Annotated in this window: 20 protein-coding genes; 17 read left to right on the plus strand and 3 right to left on the minus strand. The window is 63.6% G+C overall.

What is annotated here, in order from left to right; translation table 11 throughout:
• Positions 1-8 precede the first annotated feature (8 nt).
• Positions 9-3,245 (minus strand): Rne/Rng family ribonuclease, encoded by a 3,237-nt coding sequence (locus PSO31014_RS05365; RefSeq protein WP_150550666.1) that lies wholly within the window; start codon positions 3,243-3,245, stop codon positions 9-11.
• Positions 3,246-3,866: 621 nt separating this feature from the next.
• On the opposite strand from PSO31014_RS05365, the gene PSO31014_RS05370 reads away from it, so the two are divergent.
• The 4 genes from PSO31014_RS05370 (at position 3,867) to PSO31014_RS05385 (ending at position 7,065) form a co-directional block, all read left to right on the plus strand.
• Positions 3,867-4,871 carry an RluA family pseudouridine synthase gene (locus tag PSO31014_RS05370; protein WP_150550852.1) on the plus strand — a complete coding sequence of 335 codons (1,005 nt, stop codon included), beginning with the start codon at positions 3,867-3,869 and terminating at the stop codon, positions 4,869-4,871.
• Entirely contained in the window at positions 4,858-5,520 is a 663-nt protein-coding gene (locus tag PSO31014_RS05375; RefSeq protein WP_150550667.1) for an HAD family hydrolase, read from the plus strand. The genes PSO31014_RS05370 and PSO31014_RS05375 overlap by 14 nt, the downstream gene beginning before the upstream one ends.
• Positions 5,517-5,933, plus strand: a complete 417-nt coding sequence (locus tag PSO31014_RS05380; RefSeq protein WP_150550668.1) for a Rieske (2Fe-2S) protein — start codon at positions 5,517-5,519, stop codon at positions 5,931-5,933. The genes PSO31014_RS05375 and PSO31014_RS05380 overlap by 4 nt, the downstream gene beginning before the upstream one ends.
• Positions 5,934-6,009: 76 nt before the next feature.
• Positions 6,010-7,065: a S49 family peptidase gene (locus PSO31014_RS05385; RefSeq protein WP_150550669.1), complete on the plus strand. Its 1,056-nt coding sequence runs from the start codon at positions 6,010-6,012 to the stop codon at positions 7,063-7,065.
• 90 nt (positions 7,066-7,155) lie between these two features.
• Here PSO31014_RS05385 and PSO31014_RS05390 read toward each other — a convergent pair whose 3' ends face one another.
• Both PSO31014_RS05390 and PSO31014_RS05395 read right to left on the minus strand, forming a co-directional pair.
• Complete coding sequence (locus tag PSO31014_RS05390; protein ID WP_150550670.1) at positions 7,156-7,872, minus strand: SAM-dependent methyltransferase; 717 nt, start codon at positions 7,870-7,872, stop codon at positions 7,156-7,158.
• Entirely contained in the window at positions 7,869-8,489 is a 621-nt protein-coding gene (locus PSO31014_RS05395; RefSeq protein WP_150550671.1) for a Maf-like protein, read from the minus strand. Before PSO31014_RS05395 ends, PSO31014_RS05390 begins: the two co-directional genes overlap by 4 nt.
• 178 nt (positions 8,490-8,667) lie before the next feature.
• Between PSO31014_RS05395 and PSO31014_RS05400 the strand changes: the two genes are divergently transcribed.
• The 13 genes from PSO31014_RS05400 to PSO31014_RS05460 all read left to right on the plus strand — a co-directional run bounded on the left by PSO31014_RS05400 (position 8,668) and on the right by PSO31014_RS05460 (position 19,775).
• On the plus strand, positions 8,668-9,270 hold the full coding sequence (locus PSO31014_RS05400; protein ID WP_150550853.1) for a YceD family protein: 603 nt from the start codon (positions 8,668-8,670) through the stop codon (positions 9,268-9,270).
• A gap of 128 nt (positions 9,271-9,398) precedes the next feature.
• Complete coding sequence (gene rpmF, locus PSO31014_RS05405; RefSeq protein ID WP_017232500.1) at positions 9,399-9,578, plus strand: 50S ribosomal protein L32; 180 nt, start codon at positions 9,399-9,401, stop codon at positions 9,576-9,578.
• Between the two features lie 118 nt (positions 9,579-9,696).
• Positions 9,697-10,749 carry a phosphate acyltransferase PlsX gene (gene plsX, locus PSO31014_RS05410; protein WP_150550672.1) on the plus strand — a complete coding sequence of 351 codons (1,053 nt, stop codon included), beginning with the start codon at positions 9,697-9,699 and terminating at the stop codon, positions 10,747-10,749.
• 39 nt (positions 10,750-10,788) lie between these two features.
• On the plus strand, positions 10,789-11,778 hold the full coding sequence (locus PSO31014_RS05415) for a beta-ketoacyl-ACP synthase III (RefSeq protein WP_150550673.1): 990 nt from the start codon (positions 10,789-10,791) through the stop codon (positions 11,776-11,778).
• A 96-nt stretch (positions 11,779-11,874) separates the two neighbouring features.
• The gene (gene fabD, locus PSO31014_RS05420; RefSeq protein WP_150550674.1) at positions 11,875-12,804 is read left to right on the plus strand and encodes an ACP S-malonyltransferase; all 930 of its coding nucleotides are present in this window, start codon (positions 11,875-11,877) and stop codon (positions 12,802-12,804) included.
• A 24-nt stretch (positions 12,805-12,828) separates the two neighbouring features.
• Positions 12,829-13,578, plus strand: coding sequence for a 3-oxoacyl-ACP reductase FabG (gene fabG, locus PSO31014_RS05425; RefSeq protein WP_150550675.1), 750 nt, complete (start codon positions 12,829-12,831; stop codon positions 13,576-13,578).
• Between the two features lie 136 nt (positions 13,579-13,714).
• Positions 13,715-13,954 (plus strand): acyl carrier protein, encoded by a 240-nt coding sequence (acpP, locus tag PSO31014_RS05430; RefSeq protein WP_017232505.1) that lies wholly within the window; start codon positions 13,715-13,717, stop codon positions 13,952-13,954.
• Positions 13,955-14,101: 147 nt separating this feature from the next.
• A complete protein-coding gene (gene fabF, locus PSO31014_RS05435; RefSeq protein WP_150550676.1) occupies positions 14,102-15,340 on the plus strand; it encodes a beta-ketoacyl-ACP synthase II in 1,239 nt (412 codons plus the stop codon).
• A 167-nt stretch (positions 15,341-15,507) separates the two neighbouring features.
• Positions 15,508-16,107: an RNA polymerase sigma factor RpoE gene (rpoE, locus tag PSO31014_RS05440; protein ID WP_150550677.1), complete on the plus strand. Its 600-nt coding sequence runs from the start codon at positions 15,508-15,510 to the stop codon at positions 16,105-16,107.
• A gap of 38 nt (positions 16,108-16,145) precedes the next feature.
• Positions 16,146-16,841, plus strand: a complete 696-nt coding sequence (locus PSO31014_RS05445) for a sigma-E factor negative regulatory protein (RefSeq protein ID WP_150550678.1) — start codon at positions 16,146-16,148, stop codon at positions 16,839-16,841.
• Positions 16,842-17,900: a MucB/RseB C-terminal domain-containing protein gene (locus PSO31014_RS05450; RefSeq protein WP_150550679.1), complete on the plus strand. Its 1,059-nt coding sequence runs from the start codon at positions 16,842-16,844 to the stop codon at positions 17,898-17,900.
• Positions 17,901-18,029: 129 nt separating this feature from the next.
• Entirely contained in the window at positions 18,030-19,517 is a 1,488-nt protein-coding gene (locus PSO31014_RS05455) for a DegQ family serine endoprotease (protein WP_150550680.1), read from the plus strand.
• A gap of 12 nt (positions 19,518-19,529) precedes the next feature.
• On the plus strand, positions 19,530-19,775 hold the full coding sequence (locus PSO31014_RS05460; RefSeq protein WP_130026950.1) for a glutaredoxin family protein: 246 nt from the start codon (positions 19,530-19,532) through the stop codon (positions 19,773-19,775).
• Positions 19,776-19,902: the final 127 nt, after the last annotated feature.

The raw sequence follows: 19,902 nt of genomic DNA on the forward strand, positions 1-19,902 counted from the left end.
ATGCCACCTCAGGCCACGTGATCCGACGAGCCGCGCGTTTCCACTTGCTCCATCGGGCCAGTGCTGGCCGGCGTGGACGGACGGCGCTCACGCGGCACATGCGGTGCCGGTGCGGCTTGCGCTGCGGCCTCCTTGGCAGCGCGGTGCTTGTCGGCGTCCGTGTGGACCCAGACCAGACCCACGTTTGCCAGCGACGATTCCAGCGCGTTGCTTTCCAGCGCAGGCGCAGCAGCGACCGGGGTCGGCCGAGGCGTTGTGACTTCCGGCGCGGCAACGGTGGCTGCCGGTGCTGCCGGTGCTGCCGGTGCCGGCGCGTGCGCCGGTTTCGCCGTTTCGACGATCTCGACCGGCGTCGACGGTGCGGCAGGTGCCGTGGGCGCAGGGCTGACGTCCACCGGGGTGCTCGCGATCGCTGCCGTGGCGGCGATCTCGGTCAGGGCCTCGGCCGGGACAGTGGGCTGCGCCGGGACCGGCGTGGCCGCAGGCAACGGCGCGCTGACCGGCGGGACCACCGGCGCAGCGACTTCCACTGCGGGTAGCGGTGCCACGTTGACCGGGGCGACCGGTTCGGCGATGACCGGCGACGAGACTTCCGGCAGTGCAAACGGTGCGGCTTCGGTCACGCGTGCCACCGGGGCTTCCGCCGGCTCGGCGTGAACCGGGACGGGCGTCGACTCGATCGGCGCACTCGGGGCTTCGACCGCCGTGACAGTCACTGCAGGAATGGCCGGCGCTGCCGTCCGAACCGGGACATCGATCGCGGTGGTGTCGACGGCTTCATGCGTCAACACCGGGGCATGCACATCTGTCCCATCGGTCGACGTTGCGCCTTCGTCCTGATCGCCTTCGACATGGAGTTGCTGCTCATTGGCTTCACGCTCACGACGGCCGCCGCGGCGACCGCGACGACGGCTGCGGCGGCGCTCTTCACCGCCTTGCTCGCCTTCTTCGCCCGCGAGAAGCGGTGCGCCTTCGACCTGCGCCGTCAGACGATCCTGTTCGAGATCGTCCTGCTCGGCGACGAGCGGGGCGGCGGCTTGAGCGACGCGTTGAGGCGTGGCTTGCTGGGCGTCTTCCCCTTCGGGCTGGCGACGATCACGACGCTCGTTGCGGTCGCGACGATTGCCGCGTTCGCGGCCTTCGCGCGGCTCGCGACCTTCCTCGGCACGCACGTCCTGAGCCGGCTGACGCGGCTGCGCCTCGTCGCGCTCACGCTTGTCACGGCCTTCCTGACGCTCATTGCGATCGCCACGTTCGTTGCGCTCGGCACGTTCCGGACGGGGGGCGCGGCCCTCACGACCTTCGCGTGCTTCACGACCTTCACGACCTTCACGACCTTCTCGCACCGGTTGGCCGGCGTTGTCCTTGCCCGACTTGCCGTCGTCGCGGGCATTGCCACGGCGGTTGCGGTTTTGCTGATGCGGACGTTCGTGGCGCTCGCGCGTCGGACGCGCGTTAGGCTTGGCCGGTTCTTCGACCTGAACCGGTGCCGGTGCCGCAGGCTCGAGACCCAGCAGGCGCTTCACGAAGCCGATGAAGCCACCGCTGCGTGCCGGGGCTGCGGGCGCGGATACGGTCGCGGCGACGGGCGCAGGACGCGGTTGCGCGGCCGGTGCCGGCTGTTCAGGCGTAATGCCCTTGACGGCGGCTTCCTGGCGCGGACGCACGTCTTCCTTCTTCTTGCTGTAAGCCGCCGGATCCTCTTCCAGCGCACGCGCTGCCTCTTCGGCGAGGACATAGCTGGCGATCGGGGTATCCAGACGCGGATCGTCGAAGCGCAGGCGCTCGAGCTTATAGTGCGGCGTTTCGAGATGCTTGTTCGGGATCAGCAGCACGCCGACCTTGAAGCGTGCCTCGATCTTGTTGATTTCCTGGCGCTTTTCGTTGAGCAGGAACGCGGAGACTTCGACCGGCACCTGGCAGTGGATGGCTGCCGTGTGCTCCTTCATCGCCTCTTCCTGGATGATGCGCAGGACTTGCAGGGACGACGATTCCGCGTCCCGGATGTGGCCGGTGCCATTGCAGCGCGGGCAGGTCACGTGCGTGCCTTCCGACAGCGACGGGCGCAGACGCTGGCGCGAGAGTTCCATCAAGCCGAAACGCGAGATCTTGCCCATCTGGACACGCGCGCGATCATGCTTGAGCGAGTCCTTCACACGTTGTTCGACTTCACGTTGGCTCTTGGCCGACTCCATGTCGATGAAGTCGATCACGATCAGGCCACCGAGGTCGCGCAGACGCAACTGGCGCGCGACTTCGTCGGCAGCTTCCAGATTGGTGCGAAGCGCCGTTTCCTCGATGTCGGCACCCTTGGTGGCGCGCGCCGAGTTCACGTCGATCGACACGAGCGCTTCGGTGTGATCGATCACGATCGCGCCGCCCGAAGGCAGCGGCACCTGGCGCGCGTATGCCGTTTCGATCTGATGTTCGATCTGGAAACGCGAGAACAGCGGCACGTCGTCGCGATATTGCTTCACGCGATTGAGGTGATCGGGCATGACCACCTGCATGAAGTTACGCGCTTGCTCGGAAATTTCTTCCGTGTCGATGAGGATTTCACCGATATCGGGTTGGAAATAATCGCGGATGGCGCGAATGACGAGGCTCGACTCGAGATAGATCAGCGCCGAGTCGCGCGGCAGTTCGATGTTGGTGGCGGCACCTTCGACGGCGCGCCAGAGTTGCAGCAGGTAGTTCAGGTCCCACTGCAGCTCTTCGGCCGAGCGACCGATGCCTGCGGTGCGGGCGATGATGCTCATGCCTTCCGGCAGTTCGAGCTGACCCATCGTCTCGCGCAGTTCCTGGCGGTCTTCACCCTCGATGCGGCGCGACACGCCACCGCCACGCGGGTTGTTCGGCATCAGCACGAGGTAACGGCCGGCCAGCGAAATGAACGTCGTGAGGGCGGCGCCCTTGTTGCCGCGCTCTTCCTTTTCAACCTGAACGATGAGTTCCTGGCCTTCGGAGAGGGCGTCCTGGATGCGCGCATTGCGCACATCGGCACCTTCGCGGAAGTACGCGCGGGCGACTTCCTTGAACGGCAGGAAGCCGTGACGGCCTTCACCGTAGTTGACGAAGCAGGCTTCGAGGGAGGGTTCGATACGGGTAATAATACCCTTGTAGATATTGCCTTTGCGCTGTTCGCGGCCGGCCGTCTCGATATCGATATCGATGAGTTTCTGCCCATCGACAATTGCCACGCGCAGTTCTTCCTGCTGCGTGGCGTTGAACAACATGCGTTTCATGAAAACGACTCCCACCCGCCGCAGTTGCCTATATGCAGTGCGTCGGGCACGTATCACTCGAGTTATCCAACACGCGAGGTTCGAGCCGGGGGTGGAAGAATTGCCGGGGGGTCCGGGCGATGAGGCCAACGGACGCAATGGCGCCAGCGAATACGTTATCGCGCTCACCCGGATCCGCCGAGGCGCCGGAAAATTCCGGCCCGGCGCGGATCACTTCGGGCTTGCAGTCCCTACCAAGAGATACTGGACGAGAAACTTCATCAGCTTTTTCTCGGGGCGCCTGCCGACACTTTTTCTTCTTGTGACGGCGCCTCACCAAGACTCTTGCGCGAACGATACTCAGCAAAGCGATCAGCCCAGACAATCGAACCCAGGCTGACCGCCAAAAAATTCTATAACCACCAACTCTATCCGCATCCCGCGCGCTGCGACCGAAGCGGCCTATGGGCCCACTTCCTGCCGACGCTGCGTGATGTGCGTGCGCTCGCTGCTCCAGGGTCACCGGACGAGCAGCCTGCCCGGGGTGCAAGTAAAATACCGTTTTGAGGTCAGCACCGACAGAGGTGGGGATTTGGCATGATTCCCGCTACCGCCACCTCTGTTGGGCAAATTATATTCATAATGAATGAGTTAGGCAAAAATCGGCAGAAAATGGTTTCGTCGGCGTCTCCGCCGCAGGTTCGGCTCGTCGAGGTCGACGACGGCTCGGCCGGCCAGCGGATCGATAATTTCCTCTTGCGCGAGTGCAAAGGCGTACCGAAAAGTCACATTTACCGCATTCTGCGTAGCGGTGAAGTGCGCGTAAACAAAGGAAGAATAGATGCTACCTATCGCCTTGTGCTTGGCGATATCATCCGCATCCCGCCGGTTCGCGTTGCCGCGCCGGCTGCCGAAGCGCCGGCCTACGTTCCCGCCGCCACCTTCCCCGTGTTGTTCGAAGACGATTACCTCATGGCGATCGACAAGCCGGCCGGGGTGGCGGTGCATGGCGGTAGCGGTGTGTCGTTTGGGGTGATCGAGCAACTGCGCCGGGCCCTGCCGCACCTGAAGTTTCTTGAGCTGGTGCACCGTCTCGACCGAGAAACATCCGGGATCCTGCTGCTCGCGAAAAAGCGCTCCGCGCTTGTCGGCATGCACGAGCAGATCCGGCACAACCGGATGGACAAGCGTTATCTGGCCTGCGTCACGGGCGAATGGCGGGATCGTCAGCGCGCGGTCAAGGCCCCGCTGTATAAGTATGTGACGGCGGAAGGCGAGCGTCGCGTGCGTGTGCAGGAAGACGGTCAGGCGTCGCACACCGTATTTCGCATGATGGAGTCGCATCCGCCCTATACGTTGCTCGAAGCGGAACTGAAAACGGGTCGGACCCATCAGATTCGCGTTCACCTCGCGCATTGCGGGACGCCGATCGTCGGTGACGACAAGTACGGCGACTTCACGCTGAACAAGACATTGGCCCGTCCCGGCACCCGTCCCGGCATCAAGCGAATGTTTCTGCACGCTTGGCGGCTGAAGTTCAACCATCCGGTTTTAGATACGCCGATTGCGTTGGAAGCAGCGTTACCGCCAGAATGTCAGCAATTTCTGAATCAACTTCGAGGCGCTTCTGCCGATGCCAAGCCCTGAGTTCGACCTGGTCGTGTTCGACTGGGATGGGACGTTGATGGACTCGACGCCCACCATTACCCGCTGCATCCAGGCCGCCTGCCGTGATCTGGGGCTGCCCGTGCCGTCCGACGAGATCGCGAGCCACGTGATCGGCCTCGGACTGCGAGACGCCCTGCAAATGGCTGTGCCGTCCCTCGACCCTGCGCACTATCCGCGTCTGTCTGAGCGCTATCGTTTTCATTATTTGATAGGCGACAAGGAGACCGTGTTGTTCACCGGAATCCGTGAGTTGCTGGAAGCCTTGCGTGCGCGTGGCCGTTTTCTCGCCGTGGCAACGGGCAAGTCGCGTGTCGGTCTGAACCGGGCGCTCGAAGCCGCCGGGCTGATGCGCATGTTCGACGCAACGCGTTGCGCCGATGAGACATTTTCGAAGCCGCATCCGGCCATGCTGCAAGAGCTGACGCGCGAACTCGGGCAGGACCTGCGTCGCACGGTCATGATCGGCGATACCACGCACGATTTGCAGATGGCGCACAGTGCCGGGACGTCCGCCGTGGCCGTTGCATACGGCGGTGCGCACCCGCGCGAGCAACTGGTGGCGCTGGCGCCTGCGTATTGCGCGGGGAGCGTGACCGAGCTGCGTGACTGGCTGCTGGAGCGCGTGTGAGCGAGTCCGCCGTGCCGCTGCCGATCTGTCCGGGCGCCGCGCTCGAGGATGGGGGGCGCGGTGTGCGTTTCGAGGTATGCGTCAGCGGTCGGCCTACTCCGGCATTCGTGATTCGCTATGGCGGACACGTCTACGCCTATCTCAATCAATGTGCCCATGTGCCGATGGAGCTCGACTGGTCTGAGGGGCAGTTCTTCGAAACGTCCGGCTTATACTTGATGTGCGCGACGCACGGCGCAACCTACGAGCCCGATACGGGGCATTGCGTCGGCGGCCCCTGTCGTGGCGGTGCGTTGCAGCCCGTGCGCGTGGAGGAGCGTTCGGCCGACCCGAGCGGGGGCGATGCCGCCCACACGACTGTCGTCTGGTGGCCCGATGCGTACATCGAAGCGCCCGGACCGTCGGCGCACTGACGACGCGACATCCCGGTTTCAATCTTGGTTTTCACCCACAGTTTTCGCCTTTTACCCCAAGTTCTCTGGATACTTTATGGCCGACGCCCTGCCGCCCGATTCGCCCCGCACCGAACCTGGTTTTCCTCCGCCCGGCGGGCGGTCGTCGTCGGCAGCGGGGGGCGGCGCGGGCCGCGATCCGGGCGAGGTGAAGCTTTGGGAGCGCGAAATGCTGGAAAAGGTGTTGATGGCCGGCATTCGCGAGCAACGCGCGTCGCGCCGCTGGAAAATCTTCTTCCGGCTGCTGGTGCTGGCGATCTTCGCGCTTGTCATCTGGTCGATTTCCGATTTCGATGGCGGCACGGCGACGGTCGGCGCGGGCTCCGGCAAACATACCGCGCTGGTCACGTTGAGCGGCGAGATCGCGCCTGACGGTCAGGCGAGCGCCCGGAAGATCAACGCGGCGCTCGAATCGGCGTTCGAGGACTCGTCGGCGGCGGGCGTGATTCTACGGATCAACAGTCCCGGCGGCAGCCCGGTTCAGGCCGGCATGATCTACGACGACATCATGCGTTTGCGGGCGAAATACCCGAAGAAACCGCTGTATGTCGTGGTCGAAGAGATTTGTGCCTCGGGCGGCTACTACGTCGCGGCGGCCGCCGACAAGATCTACGTCGACAAGGCGAGCATCGTCGGTTCCATCGGCGTGTTGATGGATGGCTTCGGTTTCACCGGACTGATGGACAAGCTCGGCATCGAGCGGCGATTGCTGACGGCTGGGCGCAACAAGGGATTCCTTGACCCGTTCTCGCCGCAGACGGATCAACAGAAGACGTACGCCCTCGACATGCTCGAGCAGGTCCATCAGCAGTTCATCGGCGCGGTGAAGAAGGGGCGTGGCAATCGACTGAAGGACGACCCCGATCTGTTCAGCGGTTTGTTCTGGACGGGCCAGCGTTCGATCGAACTGGGCTTGTCGGATGGCCTTGGGACGGTCGATTCGGTGGCCCGTGACGTACTCAAGGCACCGAATCTCGTCGACTACACCGTCAAGGAAAACTTGCCCGAGCGCGTGGCGCGACGTTTCGGTGCGGCCGTCGGTGCTGCCGCGATGAAGACGATGATGATGGGTGCGACCCTCTCGCTCAAGTAACGCCGACGCACCGCGGAACGCAAGCACGCAAGCGACAACGCCACGGAAGTTCTCCGTGGCGTTGTCTTTTGCCCAAGCTGATATCGGGCGTTACTGGCCCAGAAACAGGAAAATGGCGGGGCGCTTGTGCAGATCGACACGCGTCTGAGGCCATCCCTTGACCTGATGCGTGACAATTTGCTCGCCGTCCTGCGTGATGTCGACGGCGACGCAAAGCAGGGTGGAAGCGTCGCAGGTCTGCAGTAGCGCGTCGAGCATGGCCTTGTTGCGATAGGGCGTCTCGATGAAGATCTGCGTCTGCTTCTCCTTGCGCGAGCGCTGCTCAAGTTCGCGCAAGCGCTTTGCACGATCGGCCCCATCCGTCGGCAGGTAGCCGTGGAAGGCGAAACTCTGCCCGTTCAGTCCGCTGGCCATCAAGGCGAGCAGAATCGAACTCGGGCCGACGAACGGCACCACGCGCACCCCTTTATCGTGCGCTCGCCTTACCAGAAGCGCCCCCGGGTCCGCCACGGCTGGGCAGCCGGCCTCCGAGACGAGGCCGCCGTCGGCGCCGGCAAGGATCGGCGCGAGGAGTGCATCGATGGCCGCTGCCGGCGTGTTGACGTTCAACTCGCGAATATCGATTTCCTGAATCGGTGTGGACACCCCGACCAATTTGAGGAATGCTCGCGTGCTCTTGGCCTGCTCGCCGACAAAATACGTCAGGCCGGCCGTCACGTTGCGGACGTCTTCAGGCAGTACTGCAGGCAGGCCGCCGCGGGTGTTCGTGCCAAGCGTGTTCGGGATCAGATACAGCGTGCCGCTCATGCTGCCGCCCCTGTTGCGCCGGGGCCGGGCAGGCGAATGCCGGTGTTCATCAGCATGGTCGTGAGCGCAATCAGCGGCAGGCCGATGAGCGCGGTCGGGTCGTCGTTCTCGATGGTTTCGAGCAGCATGATGCCCAGCCCCTCGGATTTGGCGGCGCCGGCGCAGTCGTAGGGGGTCTCGGCGTGAAGATAGGCGGCGAGCACGTCGTCGGGCAGATCGCGGAACTTCACCCGCGTCACGACATCTTTGGCTTGCGTTTCGCCGTTGCGGGCATCGTGCACGCACAGGGCAGAGTGAAATTCGACGACCTTGCCGCGCATGTCGCGCAACTGTGTCATGGCGTTCTCGAAATTGCCGGGTTTGCCGATCTGGCGGCCTTCGAACGTGGCGACCTGGTCGGAGCCGATGACGATGGCGCCCGGTCGGCGCTCGGCCACCGCCTGTGCCTTCCGACGGGCCAGGCGCAGCGAGGTATCGCGCGGCATTTCGCCGGGGGCGGGCGTTTCGTCGATGTCCGGGGCGTCGACCGTGAAGGGCACGCGCAGGCGCTCGAGCAGCTCACGTCGATAGCGCGATCCGGAGGCCAGGATCAGCGGTGGCGGGGGTTGTACGGTCATCGGGTTTAAGTGTTTGACGAGAAACGAAAAACTATTTAAAATTCACGGCTTTTGCAATCTGGCGCTCGGTCCCGCCAGTCTGCACGGTACTGGTCCAAACGCCCGGAAACGGCGTCGGATCAAGGCGCTGCGGGTGGCAGGGGACGTTGAAAACGCGCTCAGATGCGCCAAGGCAAGGATGAGCGTGATGAACGAATATATCGTCGATCTGTTCGAATTCGCGCGTACCGGCCGGGTGGCGGAAGGTGACGTGCAACTTGCGGCATTGCCGCGCATGGTAACCGAAGTGCCCGCCGAAGTCTCGGCGTCGGGACGCGCCCAGGGTGTGTTCCACTGGCGCGCCGAAGGCGTCGAAAAGCAGGTGCTGCGTGCCGACGGAAAGCCTACGGTGGCGCAGTTCCTGACGCTGTCGGTCGAAGGCCCGATGTGGCTCGAATGCCAGCGATGCCTCACGCCGTACCAGGAGCCGCTCGATTCGGAGACGACCTTCGAGATTGTGCGTGACGAAGCGGCCGCGGAAGCCCGCCCCCTCGATGACGATGAGTTCGAGGCGTTGGTCGGCTCCAAACATTTCGATTTGCGCGAGCTGATCGAGGAAGAATTGCTGTTGGCTTTGCCGATCGTGCCCAAGCATGAGGTTTGTCCGAATGTTCACGAAAGCTTGGCCACGGGCGACGACGGGTTGACAGAACCTGCCCTGCCGCCCGAAGAAGAGGATAAGCCGTCTCCGTTCGCGGCGCTGGCAGCGCTCAAGCGCTCGCCGGACAAGGACGGAAAGTAACGTGCGGCCGGGTCTCCGGCGCACCAACGTACAAGTTTGCGTTAGTCGCACAGGTCGGGCCGACAGGCCGACACCGTAGGGCGGCGCTCGAACTGTGTTAAAATTTCGCGATATTTTGAGGAGTTATCATGGCCGTTCAACAGAACAAGAAGTCGCCGTCGAAGCGCGGTATGCACCGTTCGCACGATTTCCTGACCGCGCCGGCGACTGCCGTCGAGCCGACGTCGGGTGAGACGCATATGCGTCACCACATCTCGCCGAACGGTTTCTACCGTGGTCGCAAGGTCATCAAGACCAAGAACGACTAATTCGGCCCTCCAGGCGATACGCGCCCATCATGGCGCTGCTTGATCGTCCGATGTGGCAAAAGCGGCACTTATCCTGCCGCTTTTTTTGTTACCTGTACCGCAAGCCAATCACGTCGACATGACAGTCACCCTGACGATCGATTGCATGGGCGGAGATCACGGCCCATCGGTGACGGTGCCGGCCGCGGTTCGCTTCGTGCAGTCCACCGACGATGTCGAACTTGTGCTGGTCGGACAGCAGGAGATCATTAACGCGCAACTCGCGAAGTTGCGCGCGACGGATCATCCGCGCCTGTCCGTGGTCAACGCGACCGAAGTTGTCGCGATGGACGACTCCGTCGAGACCGCCCTGCGCAGGAAGAAAGACTCCTCGATGCGTGTGGCGCTCAATCTGGTCAAGGACGCGCGCGCGCAAGCCTGCGTGTCCGCCGGTAATACCGGCGCGCTGATGGCCGTCTCGCGCTATGTGCTCAAGACGCTGCCGGGCATCGAGCGGCCGGCCATCGCCACCGTGCTGCCGAACCAGAAGGGCGGCTATACCACGATGCTCGATCTCGGCGCGAACGTCGATTGCGAGCCGACGCACTTGCTGCAATTCGCCGAGATGGGCCATGCGCTCGTGGCGGCGGTCGATGGCAAGGAGCGTCCGTCGATCGGCCTGCTCAACATTGGCGAAGAAGTCATCAAGGGCAACGACGTCATCCGGCAGGCGGGCGAGCTGCTGCGCGGCTCCACGCTGAACTTCTACGGCAACGTCGAGGGTAACGATATCTATCGCGGCACGACCGACATCGTCGTGTGCGACGGATTCGTGGGCAATGTTGCCCTCAAGACTTCCGAAGGCCTGGCACAAATGCTCGGCGACATGATCCGCGAAGAATTCACCCGTACGTGGTGGACGAAGGTGATCGCTGTCGTTGCGCTGCCGATTCTCTCCCGCTTCAAGAACCGCGTCGATCATCGCCGTTACAACGGGGCAGCATTGCTCGGGTTGCGTGCGCTTGTGATCAAGAGCCACGGCTCCGCCGATGCCTATTCGTTTGAATGGGCCATCAAACGCGGCTATGATGCAGTTCGCAATGGCGTGCTCGACCGTTTGTCGCGCGCCATGCATGAGAATCAGACCCAGCTCCAGGACAACAAGCCGGTGGGCGCCATCCCGGCGCTTTGACGCCGGCGGCCTCGCTCCGGCGCTCTAACCGATCATAAGATGACTCAGTCCGCGATTCATTCCCGCATCGTTGGTACCGGCAGCTACCTGCCGGCGCGCCGCGTGACCAATCAGCAGTTGGCCGACGAGCTGGCCACCCGTGGCATCGAGACGAGCGACGAGTGGATCGTTGCGCGCACCGGTATCCAGGCCCGCCATTTCGCCGCGCCCGATCAAACGAGCAGCGACATGGCCGTGGAAGCCGCCAAGCGCGCGCTCGACATGGCCGGTCTGAGTGCCGACCAGCTCGACCTCATCATCGTCGCCACGTCGACGCCGGATTTCGTGTTTCCGAGCACCGCCTGCCTCGTGCAGAACAAGCTCGGGATCGATAACGGCTGCGCGGCGTTCGACATTCAGGCGGTTTGCTCCGGTTTTGCCTACGCCATGGCAACGGCCGACAACTTCATTCGCACCGGTGCGTACCGCAACGTCCTCGTTATCGGTGCCGAGACCTTCTCGCGTATTCTCGATTTCACCGACCGCACGACGTGCGTGCTGTTCGGCGACGGTGCGGGCGCGGTCGTGTTGCAGGCGTCCAGCGAGCCGGGCATTCTGGCGAGCGCGCTGCATGCGGACGGAAGCCACGCGAACATTCTGTGCGTGCCGGGCAATGTGAGCGGCGGCGCAGTGCGGGGCGAAGCGTTCCTCTATATGGACGGCCAGGCCGTGTTCAAGCTGGCGGTGCGCCTGCTGGAAAAAGTGGCCCACGAGGCCCTCGACAAGGCCGGGTTGGCGTCGTCGGAAATCGACTGGCTGATTCCGCATCAGGCCAACCTGCGCATCATGACGAGTTCGGCCCGCAAGCTCGGACTGCCGGAAGAGAAGATGGTCGTGACCGTTGATCAGCATGGCAATACGTCCGCCGCGTCGATTCCGCTGGCGCTCGACGTCGCGGTTCGTGACGGTCGCATCAAGCCGGGCCAGAACGTCATGATCGAAGGCGTGGGTGGCGGCTTTACGTGGGGCGCTGTGTTGTTCCGCATGTAAGCGGGCGCGGCGCTCGCGCGCGTGCCGCCATGCCTCCAAGTCGGTGCGCGACAGGGCGCCGCAATGTTTCTGAATCTGACTGCAAAACCAGGCGCTATGACATTCGCTTTCGTTTTCCCGGGACAAGGTTCCCAATCGGTGGGCATGCTCGATGCCTTCGCAGACAACGCGGTAGTGCGCGAGACCCTTGCCGAAGCTTCGGATGCTCTTGGGCAGGATATCGCCAAGCTGATTGCCGCCGGCCCGGCCGAAGACCTCAATCTGACGACCAACACTCAGCCGGTGATGCTCACCGCAGCCTACGCGATGTACCGCGCATGGTTGGCCGACGGCGGTGCCAAGCCCGCGTTCGTCGCGGGCCACAGCCTCGGTGAATACACGGCGCTGGTCGCTGCGGGCGTGATCGCGTTCAAGGATGCCGTGCCGCTCGTGCGTTTTCGCGCGCAAGCGATGCAGGAAGCCGTCCCCGTCGGGCAAGGGGGCATGGCGGCCATTCTGGGCCTGGATGACGACACCGTTCGCAACGTCTGCGCCGAAGCGTCGGCCGCGGGCGTCGTCGAGGCCGTCAACTTCAACGCGCCGGCACAGGTCGTGATTGCCGGCGCGAAGGCGGGCGTGGAAAAGGCCTGTGAACTGGCGAAGGCCGCCGGGGCAAAGCGCGCGCTCGTGCTGCCGGTGTCGGCGCCGTTCCACTCGTCGCTGCTCAAGCCGGCGTCGGATCGTCTGCGCGAGTACCTGGCCGACGTGACGTTCAGCGCGCCGCAGATTCCGCTCGTCAACAATGTCGATGTCGCCGTCGAAACCGATGTGGCGCGCATCAAGGAGGCGTTGGTGCGTCAGGCCGCGGCGCCGGTGCGCTGGGTCGAATCGGTCAAGTGGCTTGCGGCGCAGGGTGTGACGCAAGTCGTTGAATGCGGTCCGGGAAAGGTGCTCAGCGGCCTGACCAAGCGCATCGACGGCACGCTCACCGGACTGGCGATCACCGATCCGGCGTCGCTCGTCGACGTGCGCGCGCAACTCTCGTAAGTCACAGTCAAGGGTATTTCTCTCATGAGCAAGCAACTCGACAACCACGTGGCGCTGGTGACCGGCGCTTCGCGCGGCATCGGTCGTGCCATTGCCCTCGAACTCGCTCGCCAGGGCGCCACGGTCGTGGGCACCGCCACCAGCGAAGCCGGTGCGCAAGGCATTACCGCGTATTTCACCGAGGCCGGCGTGACGGGCAGGGGCATCGTCCTGAATGTGACCGACGCCGAAGGTGTGGCAGCGGCACTCGACGACATCCTCAAGCAGTACGGCAAGCTCGACGTCCTCGTCAATAACGCCGGCATCACGCGCGATAATCTCGCCATGCGGATGAAGGACGACGAGTGGGACGACGTGATCGACACGAACCTCAAGGCGATCTTCCGTCTGTCGCGGGCCGTCATCAAGCCGATGATGAAGGCACGTACCGGCCGAATCATCAACGTGACCTCGGTCGTCGGATCGGCGGGCAACCCGGGGCAGGCCAATTACGCGGCCGCCAAGGCCGGCGTTGCCGGAATGTCCCGTTCGCTGGCTGCCGAGATCGGCAGTCGAAACATCACCGTCAACTGTGTCGCCCCGGGTTTCATCGACACCGATATGACCAAGGCGCTGGGCGAAGCGCAGCACGAGGCGCTCAAAGCGCGGATTCCGCTGGGCCGCCTCGGTGCACCGGAAGACATCGCCAATGCCGTGGCGTTCCTCGCGTCGCCGCAGGCGGGCTACATCACCGGGACGACGCTGCACGTGAACGGTGGCATGTTCATGAATTAAAGGAATTTCGTGGGAATTGTGCTGATAATGCGCAATTTTGAGCGATATTGAACATTATTTGGCGCAGGCTAACTTTGCTTGGCAAACCTGTTAAAATGCGCGCACTTGTCTGAACTAACTACCCCGGAGGGTTTGAATGGATAACATTGAGCAACGCGTCAAGAAGATCGTCGCCGAACAACTTGGTGTGAACGAAGCTGACGTCAAGAACGAATCCAGCTTTGTGAATGATCTCGGCGCCGACTCGCTCGACACGGTTGAGCTGGTGATGGCACTGGAAGAAGAGTTCGAGACGGAAATCCCGGACGAGCAAGCCGAAAAGATCACCACGGTGCAGCAAGCCATCGATTACGTTCAAGGCAATTCCAAGGCCTAAGAGGCCCGCGGAGGATCGCCTGGACGGCCGGGGTGCCGACCGGTTCCCGGCGCCAGGCATGCCTGTCAGCCGCAGGGAGCACAGGGTCGAACCCTGTCGCCTCTGTGGCTTTTGTTTTGTAAGACCCAGCAGAAGAAGGGGAGTATCGTGAGTCGTCGTCGCGTCGTCATTACCGGTCTGGGCCTGATCTCGCCGGTCGGCAACACTGTTGCCGAGGGTTGGGAGAATCTGGTCGCGGGCCGTTCGGGCATCGCCAACATCACGAAGTTCGATGCGAGCGAATTCAAGGTGCAATTCGCCGGCGAAGTCAAAAACTTCGAGACCGAGAAGTATCTGTCGGCCAAAGAAGCGCGCCGCATGGATACCTTTATCCATTTCGGCCTCGCCGCAGGCATTCAGGCGTTCGAAGACAGTGGCCTCACGGTCACCGAAGCGAACGCGGAACGTATTGGTGTGCTGGTCGGTTCGGGCATTGGCGGTCTGCCGATGATCGAAGACACGCATGACGATTTGCTCAAAGGCGGTCCGCGCAAGATCTCCCCGTTCTTCGTGCCCGGCTCGATCATCAACATGATCTCGGGCCACCTGTCGATCAGGTACGGCCTGAAGGGCCCGAACCTGGCGATCGTCACCGCCTGCACGACCGGTCTGCACTGTATTGGTCAGGCCGCGCGCATGATCCAGTACGGCGACGCCGACGCGGTGCTCGCCGGTGGCGCCGAGTCGACGGTGTCGCCGCTGGGCATCGGCGGTTTTGCCGCGATGACCGCGCTGTCCACGCGCAACGACGATCCGGCGACGGCGAGCCGTCCGTGGGACAAGGATCGCGACGGCTTCGTGCTTGGCGAAGGCGCTGGCGTAATGATGGTCGAAGAGTACGAGCACGCCAAGGCGCGCGGCGCGAAGATCTATGCCGAGCTGACGGGCTTCGGCATGAGCGCCGACGCGTATCACATGACCGCCCCGTGCGAAGACGGCGACGGCGCGCTGCGCGCCATGACCAACGCGCTGCGCGATGCCGGCATCAATGCCGATACCGTGAACTATGTGAATGCGCACGGCACGTCGACCCCGCTGGGCGATATCGCCGAGACGGTTGCCGTCAAGCGCCTGATGGGCGATGCCGCCAGGAACGTCGTGGTGAACTCGACCAAGTCGATGACCGGTCACCTGTTGGGTGGCGCGGGCGGCCTGGAATCGGTCTTTACCGTGCTGGCCGTCCATCATCAGAAGTCGCCGCCGACGATCAACATCTTCAACCAGGACCCCGCTTGCGACCTGGATTACTGCGCAAACGTGGCGCGCGATCTGAAAATTGACGTCGCGTTGAAGAACTCTTTCGGATTCGGCGGGACTAATGGCACGCTGGTCTTCCAGCGAGTCTAAGTTCGCGGGACGCCGCGCAGGCGTCCCGTTCCGCTGACCCACGCTCCGGCGAGTGTGCCCGGGCGTGCGGCGTAACAGACACTTCCCGCCGCGGTGGCCTGTGCTGCCGTGGAGCCATCAGGCCCGACTGGGGCCTGGCCGCCAGAGAAAATACGGATCCCAATCAGGTGAGTGAACGAGAAATCGACCAGGCGCTCGTCGAGCGCGTGCAAAAAGGCGATAAAGCCGCCTTCGAGCTGCTGGTCGCGAAATATCACCGCAAGATCATCCGCCTCGTATCGCGGCTCGTGCGCGACGCCGCCGAGGTCGAGGATGTGACGCAGGAGGCCTTCATCAAGGCCTACCGTGCCTTGCCGCAGTTTCGCGGCGAGTCGGCGTTCTATACTTGGCTGTATCGTATTGCTGTGAACACGGCAAAGAACCATCTGGCAACGCAGGGACGCCGTGCACCGACTTCGACTGAAGCGAACGCTGAAGAAGCGGAAACTTTTGCCGAGGCCGATCAACTAAGGGATATCAACACGCCTGAGTCGATGCTGATGAGCAAGCAGATTGCTCAAACGGTCAACGCGGCGATGGAGGCTTTGCCCGATGAGCTTCGAACGGCCATTACCCTGCGGGAAATCGAGGGGTTGAGCTACGAAGAGATCGCCGAAGCCATGGGGTGCCCGATCGGAACGGTCCGTTCGCGAATTTTCCGGGCGCGTGAAGCGATTGCCAGCCGGCTCAGGCCGCTGCTGGACACGCCTGACGGCAAGCGTTGGTGAGCGCGCCGCCGGGGAAGTTATTTTCGTTAGGGGATATCATGGGATCAGCGACGGTGCAAACGCGGCGGGGGCTGCAAGCCGAGCGAATTTCCGCGTTGGTGGACGGGGAATTCGAATCGGACGAGCTAGCTGCCCTGCTGGATGAGGCTGACGCCTCCGGCCGGCCTTTGTGGGACGACTACCACCTGATCGGAGACGCCTTGCGTTCCGATGAACTGACGTTGCCGCGATCGGAGTCGGCCTTCATGGCGGCCTTCTCGGCGCGCCTCGAAACCGAGCCTCACCTTCTCGCGCCGGCCGCACTGGCCGACGCCCAGGCAAGCGGCGCACAAGGCGCCAAGACGGCGGGCTCGCGCGTCACCCGTATCAATCCGTTCCTGCGCGTACGCCGCGTGCTGCCGACGGCGGCTGCCGCGGCAGCGGTGGCGGCGCTGTCATGGGTGGTGGTGCCACGTCTGCAGGATCACCCGGCTGGCGGCACGCAGCCGCAGGTGCTGGCCCAGGCCGCAACGCCGGCCGCCGGGGGCAATAGCCTCACGCGCGTCACGCTGTCGCAGCCGTCGCAAGCCGCCGTGGCGGCCAACGGCGCGAGCGCGGGGGCACCGAACGATCTGATTGTGCTGCGCGATGCGCGCCTCGACCAGTATCTGGCGGCACACCAGCAATATGCCCCGACGCCGATCGGCCAGAGCGTTTCCCCTTATATGCGAGCCTCGGCGCAAGCGGACGAATAAATGCAGCGCCTGAGTATCGAATCCTTGCCGCGTGCGCCCATCGGGCGCACCTTCTTCCTGTTCGCCTTACTGCTGGCGACCACGCTGCAATCGCAGGCGTGGGCCCAGGCTTCCGCGCCGACGAACGACCCGCTGATCGAGCGGCGCGAAGTCGGCGCGTGGCTCAACAAGATCCACCGCGCGGCGCAGACGCAGAACTACATCGGTACGTTCGTTTATCAGCGTGGCTCGACCATGCGCTCTTCGAAGATCAGTCACTTCGCCGAGAAGGGTAACGAGTACGAAGCGCTCGAGACGCTGGACGGACGTCAGCGTCGCATTCTCCGGCAGAACGACGATGTCTACACGCTCATTCCCGAGCAGAAGACCGTGTTCCTGGAAAAGCGCGAGAGCAAGGATTCGTTCCCTGCCTTGCTCGCCACGCCCAATCGCGACGTGCTCGACTATTACGCTCCGAAGCTGCTGCCGAATGAGCGCATGGCGGGCTTCGACTGCATGGTGATCGAACTCACGCCAAAGGACGAGTACCGCTTCGGCTACCGGCTGTGGGCCGATCGCAACACGGGTCTGTTGCTGCGCGCCCAGACCCTCGATGCCGAAGGTCATTTGCTCGAGCAGGCGGCGTTCTCGCAGATCTCGATCGGTGTGCCGAGCGAGAAGGCGCGCATCGTGCACGCCATCCAGGCAACGCACGGCTGGCACGTCATCAAGCCGCAAATCGTACCGGTGCATCTGTCCGATGCCGGTTGGAGCATCGACGTCGACAAGAAGGTGCCGGGGTTCAAGGCGGTGCGAGAAGTACGTCGCACCATGCGCTCGACCGCCGACGGCAAACCGCTGGAAGTCCAGCAGGTGGTATATTCAGACGGCATGGCCGGGCTTTCGGTGTTTATCGAACCGGCCACGCGCGAGCGCAAGGAAGGCCACGGCAGCGCCGGCGCGACGAACATTCTCATCAAGCGCTATGGTGACTACTGGCTGACCTTGCTTGGCGAAGTGCCGCAGGCAACCTTGCAGCAGTTCGCTTCCAGCATCGAGTACAAACAGCCGGCGAAGTGACCGGCTGTCGGGTGGGCCGCGACCGGTGACGGCGCGGTCCGGGCAGCGAGGCGCCGACAGACGCAATGCCCTGTCGGGGGCTGGACTGCCTTCACGCATTCCGAGACTATCGCGCACCACGATCTTCCAATGAAGAAGACCTTCCTGCTTCGTGTCATCCTTGGCGGCGCCATTGCCGCGCAATTGGCGGGGGCACCTGCTGCTTTTGCCGCCCCGGCCTCGGGGTCGGCGGCGCCACTCGTCAGCAATCTTCCCGATTTCACCCAGTTGGTCGACCGGGTCGGCCCGGCCGTCGTGAACATTCGGACGACCGAGCGCGTCAGTCGCAGTCAGAGCGGCTTGCCGCCCGGCATGGACGGCGACATGGCCGAGCTGTTCCGCCGCTTCTTCGGTGTGCCCCTGCCGCAGCAGCCGGGCCCGAAGGGCGGTACGCCCCGACGCGGCCAGCCGCAGCCGGATGAAGAGCAGAACAGCGGTGTCGGATCGGGCTTCATCGTCTCGGCCGACGGCTACATTCTGACCAACGCGCACGTGGTCGATGGCGCCGAAAGTATCTACGTTACCCTCACCGACAAACGCGAGTTCAAGGCGAAGCTGATGGGCGCGGACAAGCGCACCGACGTTGCCGTGGTCAAGGTCGACGCCAAGGACCTGCCGACCGTGCCGGTGGGCGACTCGAACAAGCTGCGCGTTGGCGAATGGGTGGTGGCCATCGGTTCGCCGTTCGGTCTCGACAATACGGTAACGGCGGGCATCGTATCGGCCAAGGGTCGCGATACCGGCGATTACCTGCCTTTCATTCAGACGGACGTGGCGGTGAACCCGGGCAATTCGGGGGGGCCGCTCATCAACATGCGCGGCGAGGTGGTGGGCATCAATTCGATGATCTACAGCCAGACCGGTGGCTTCATGGGCATTTCGTTTGCGATCCCGATCGACGAAGTCATGCGCGTGGCCGACCAGCTCAAGAAGAGCGGCAAGGTCGTGCGCGGCCGGATCGGCGTGGCGATCAGCGAGGTCAGCAAGGAAGTCGCCGATTCGCTGGGGCTGCCGCGGGCGCAAGGTGCGCTGGTTCGCAGCATCGAGCCGGGTAGTCCGGCCGAGAAGGCGGGGGTGCAGCCGGGTGACATCATCATGAAGTTCGAGGGCCGGGCCGTCGATCATGCGACCGACCTGCCACGCATGGTCGGCGAGACCAAGCCCGGGTCGAGCGCGATGCTGCAGGTGCTGCGCAAGGGCAAGAACCAGGACTTGCGCGTCACCGTCGCGGAAGCCGATACGGATACGCCGAAGGCGTCCAAGGCGCAGAGCGGGAGTGCCGACACGCCCCACCCGAATGCGCTGGGTCTGGTGGTCTCCGACCTGACCGAGTCGCAGAAGAAGGACATGAAGCTGCGCGGTGGCGTGCAGGTCGAACTGGCCGAAGGTTCGGCAGGGCGGGCCGGTTTGCAGCAGGGCGACATCATCCTGCGCGTGGGCGATGCCGACATCGTCAGCGCGAAGCAATTTGAGGACGTGGTCAAGGCGCTCGATCCGAAGCGCCTCGTGCCGATCCTCGTGCGTCGCGGCGATGCCACGCAATTCGTGCCGCTGCGTCCGCGCACGCCCGGCAAGTAACACCGCTGTCTCATGCATGCGCCGGCGCTGACGCTCTATGGCCGCAAGTGGTGTCATCTTTGCGATGACATGCTTGCGGCGCTCGAAGCGATGCGTCCGGCGTGGAATTTCTCGGTCACCGTCATCGATGTCGACAGTGACCCGGCGCTGGAAGCGCAATACGACGAGATCGTGCCGGTGCTTGCGCTCGGCGAGCGCGAGTTGTGCCGGTATCGTTTCGACGCAGCGGCGGTCGCTGCCGCATTGCGCTCAGGTTGACGTTTCGCCCTTTCCCATCCCTGCCACGAACGACGCCCTATCGCCCCAAGCTTCCCGCCATTTCCGATGGACTGCCGCGATGCATGCGATTCCGGACGGCATCGCCACGCTTTCGGCTAAAATATCG

Origin of the sequence: Pandoraea soli, assembly GCF_902459595.1 — a bacterium.
Classification (GTDB): domain Bacteria; phylum Pseudomonadota; class Gammaproteobacteria; order Burkholderiales; family Burkholderiaceae; genus Pandoraea; species Pandoraea cepalis.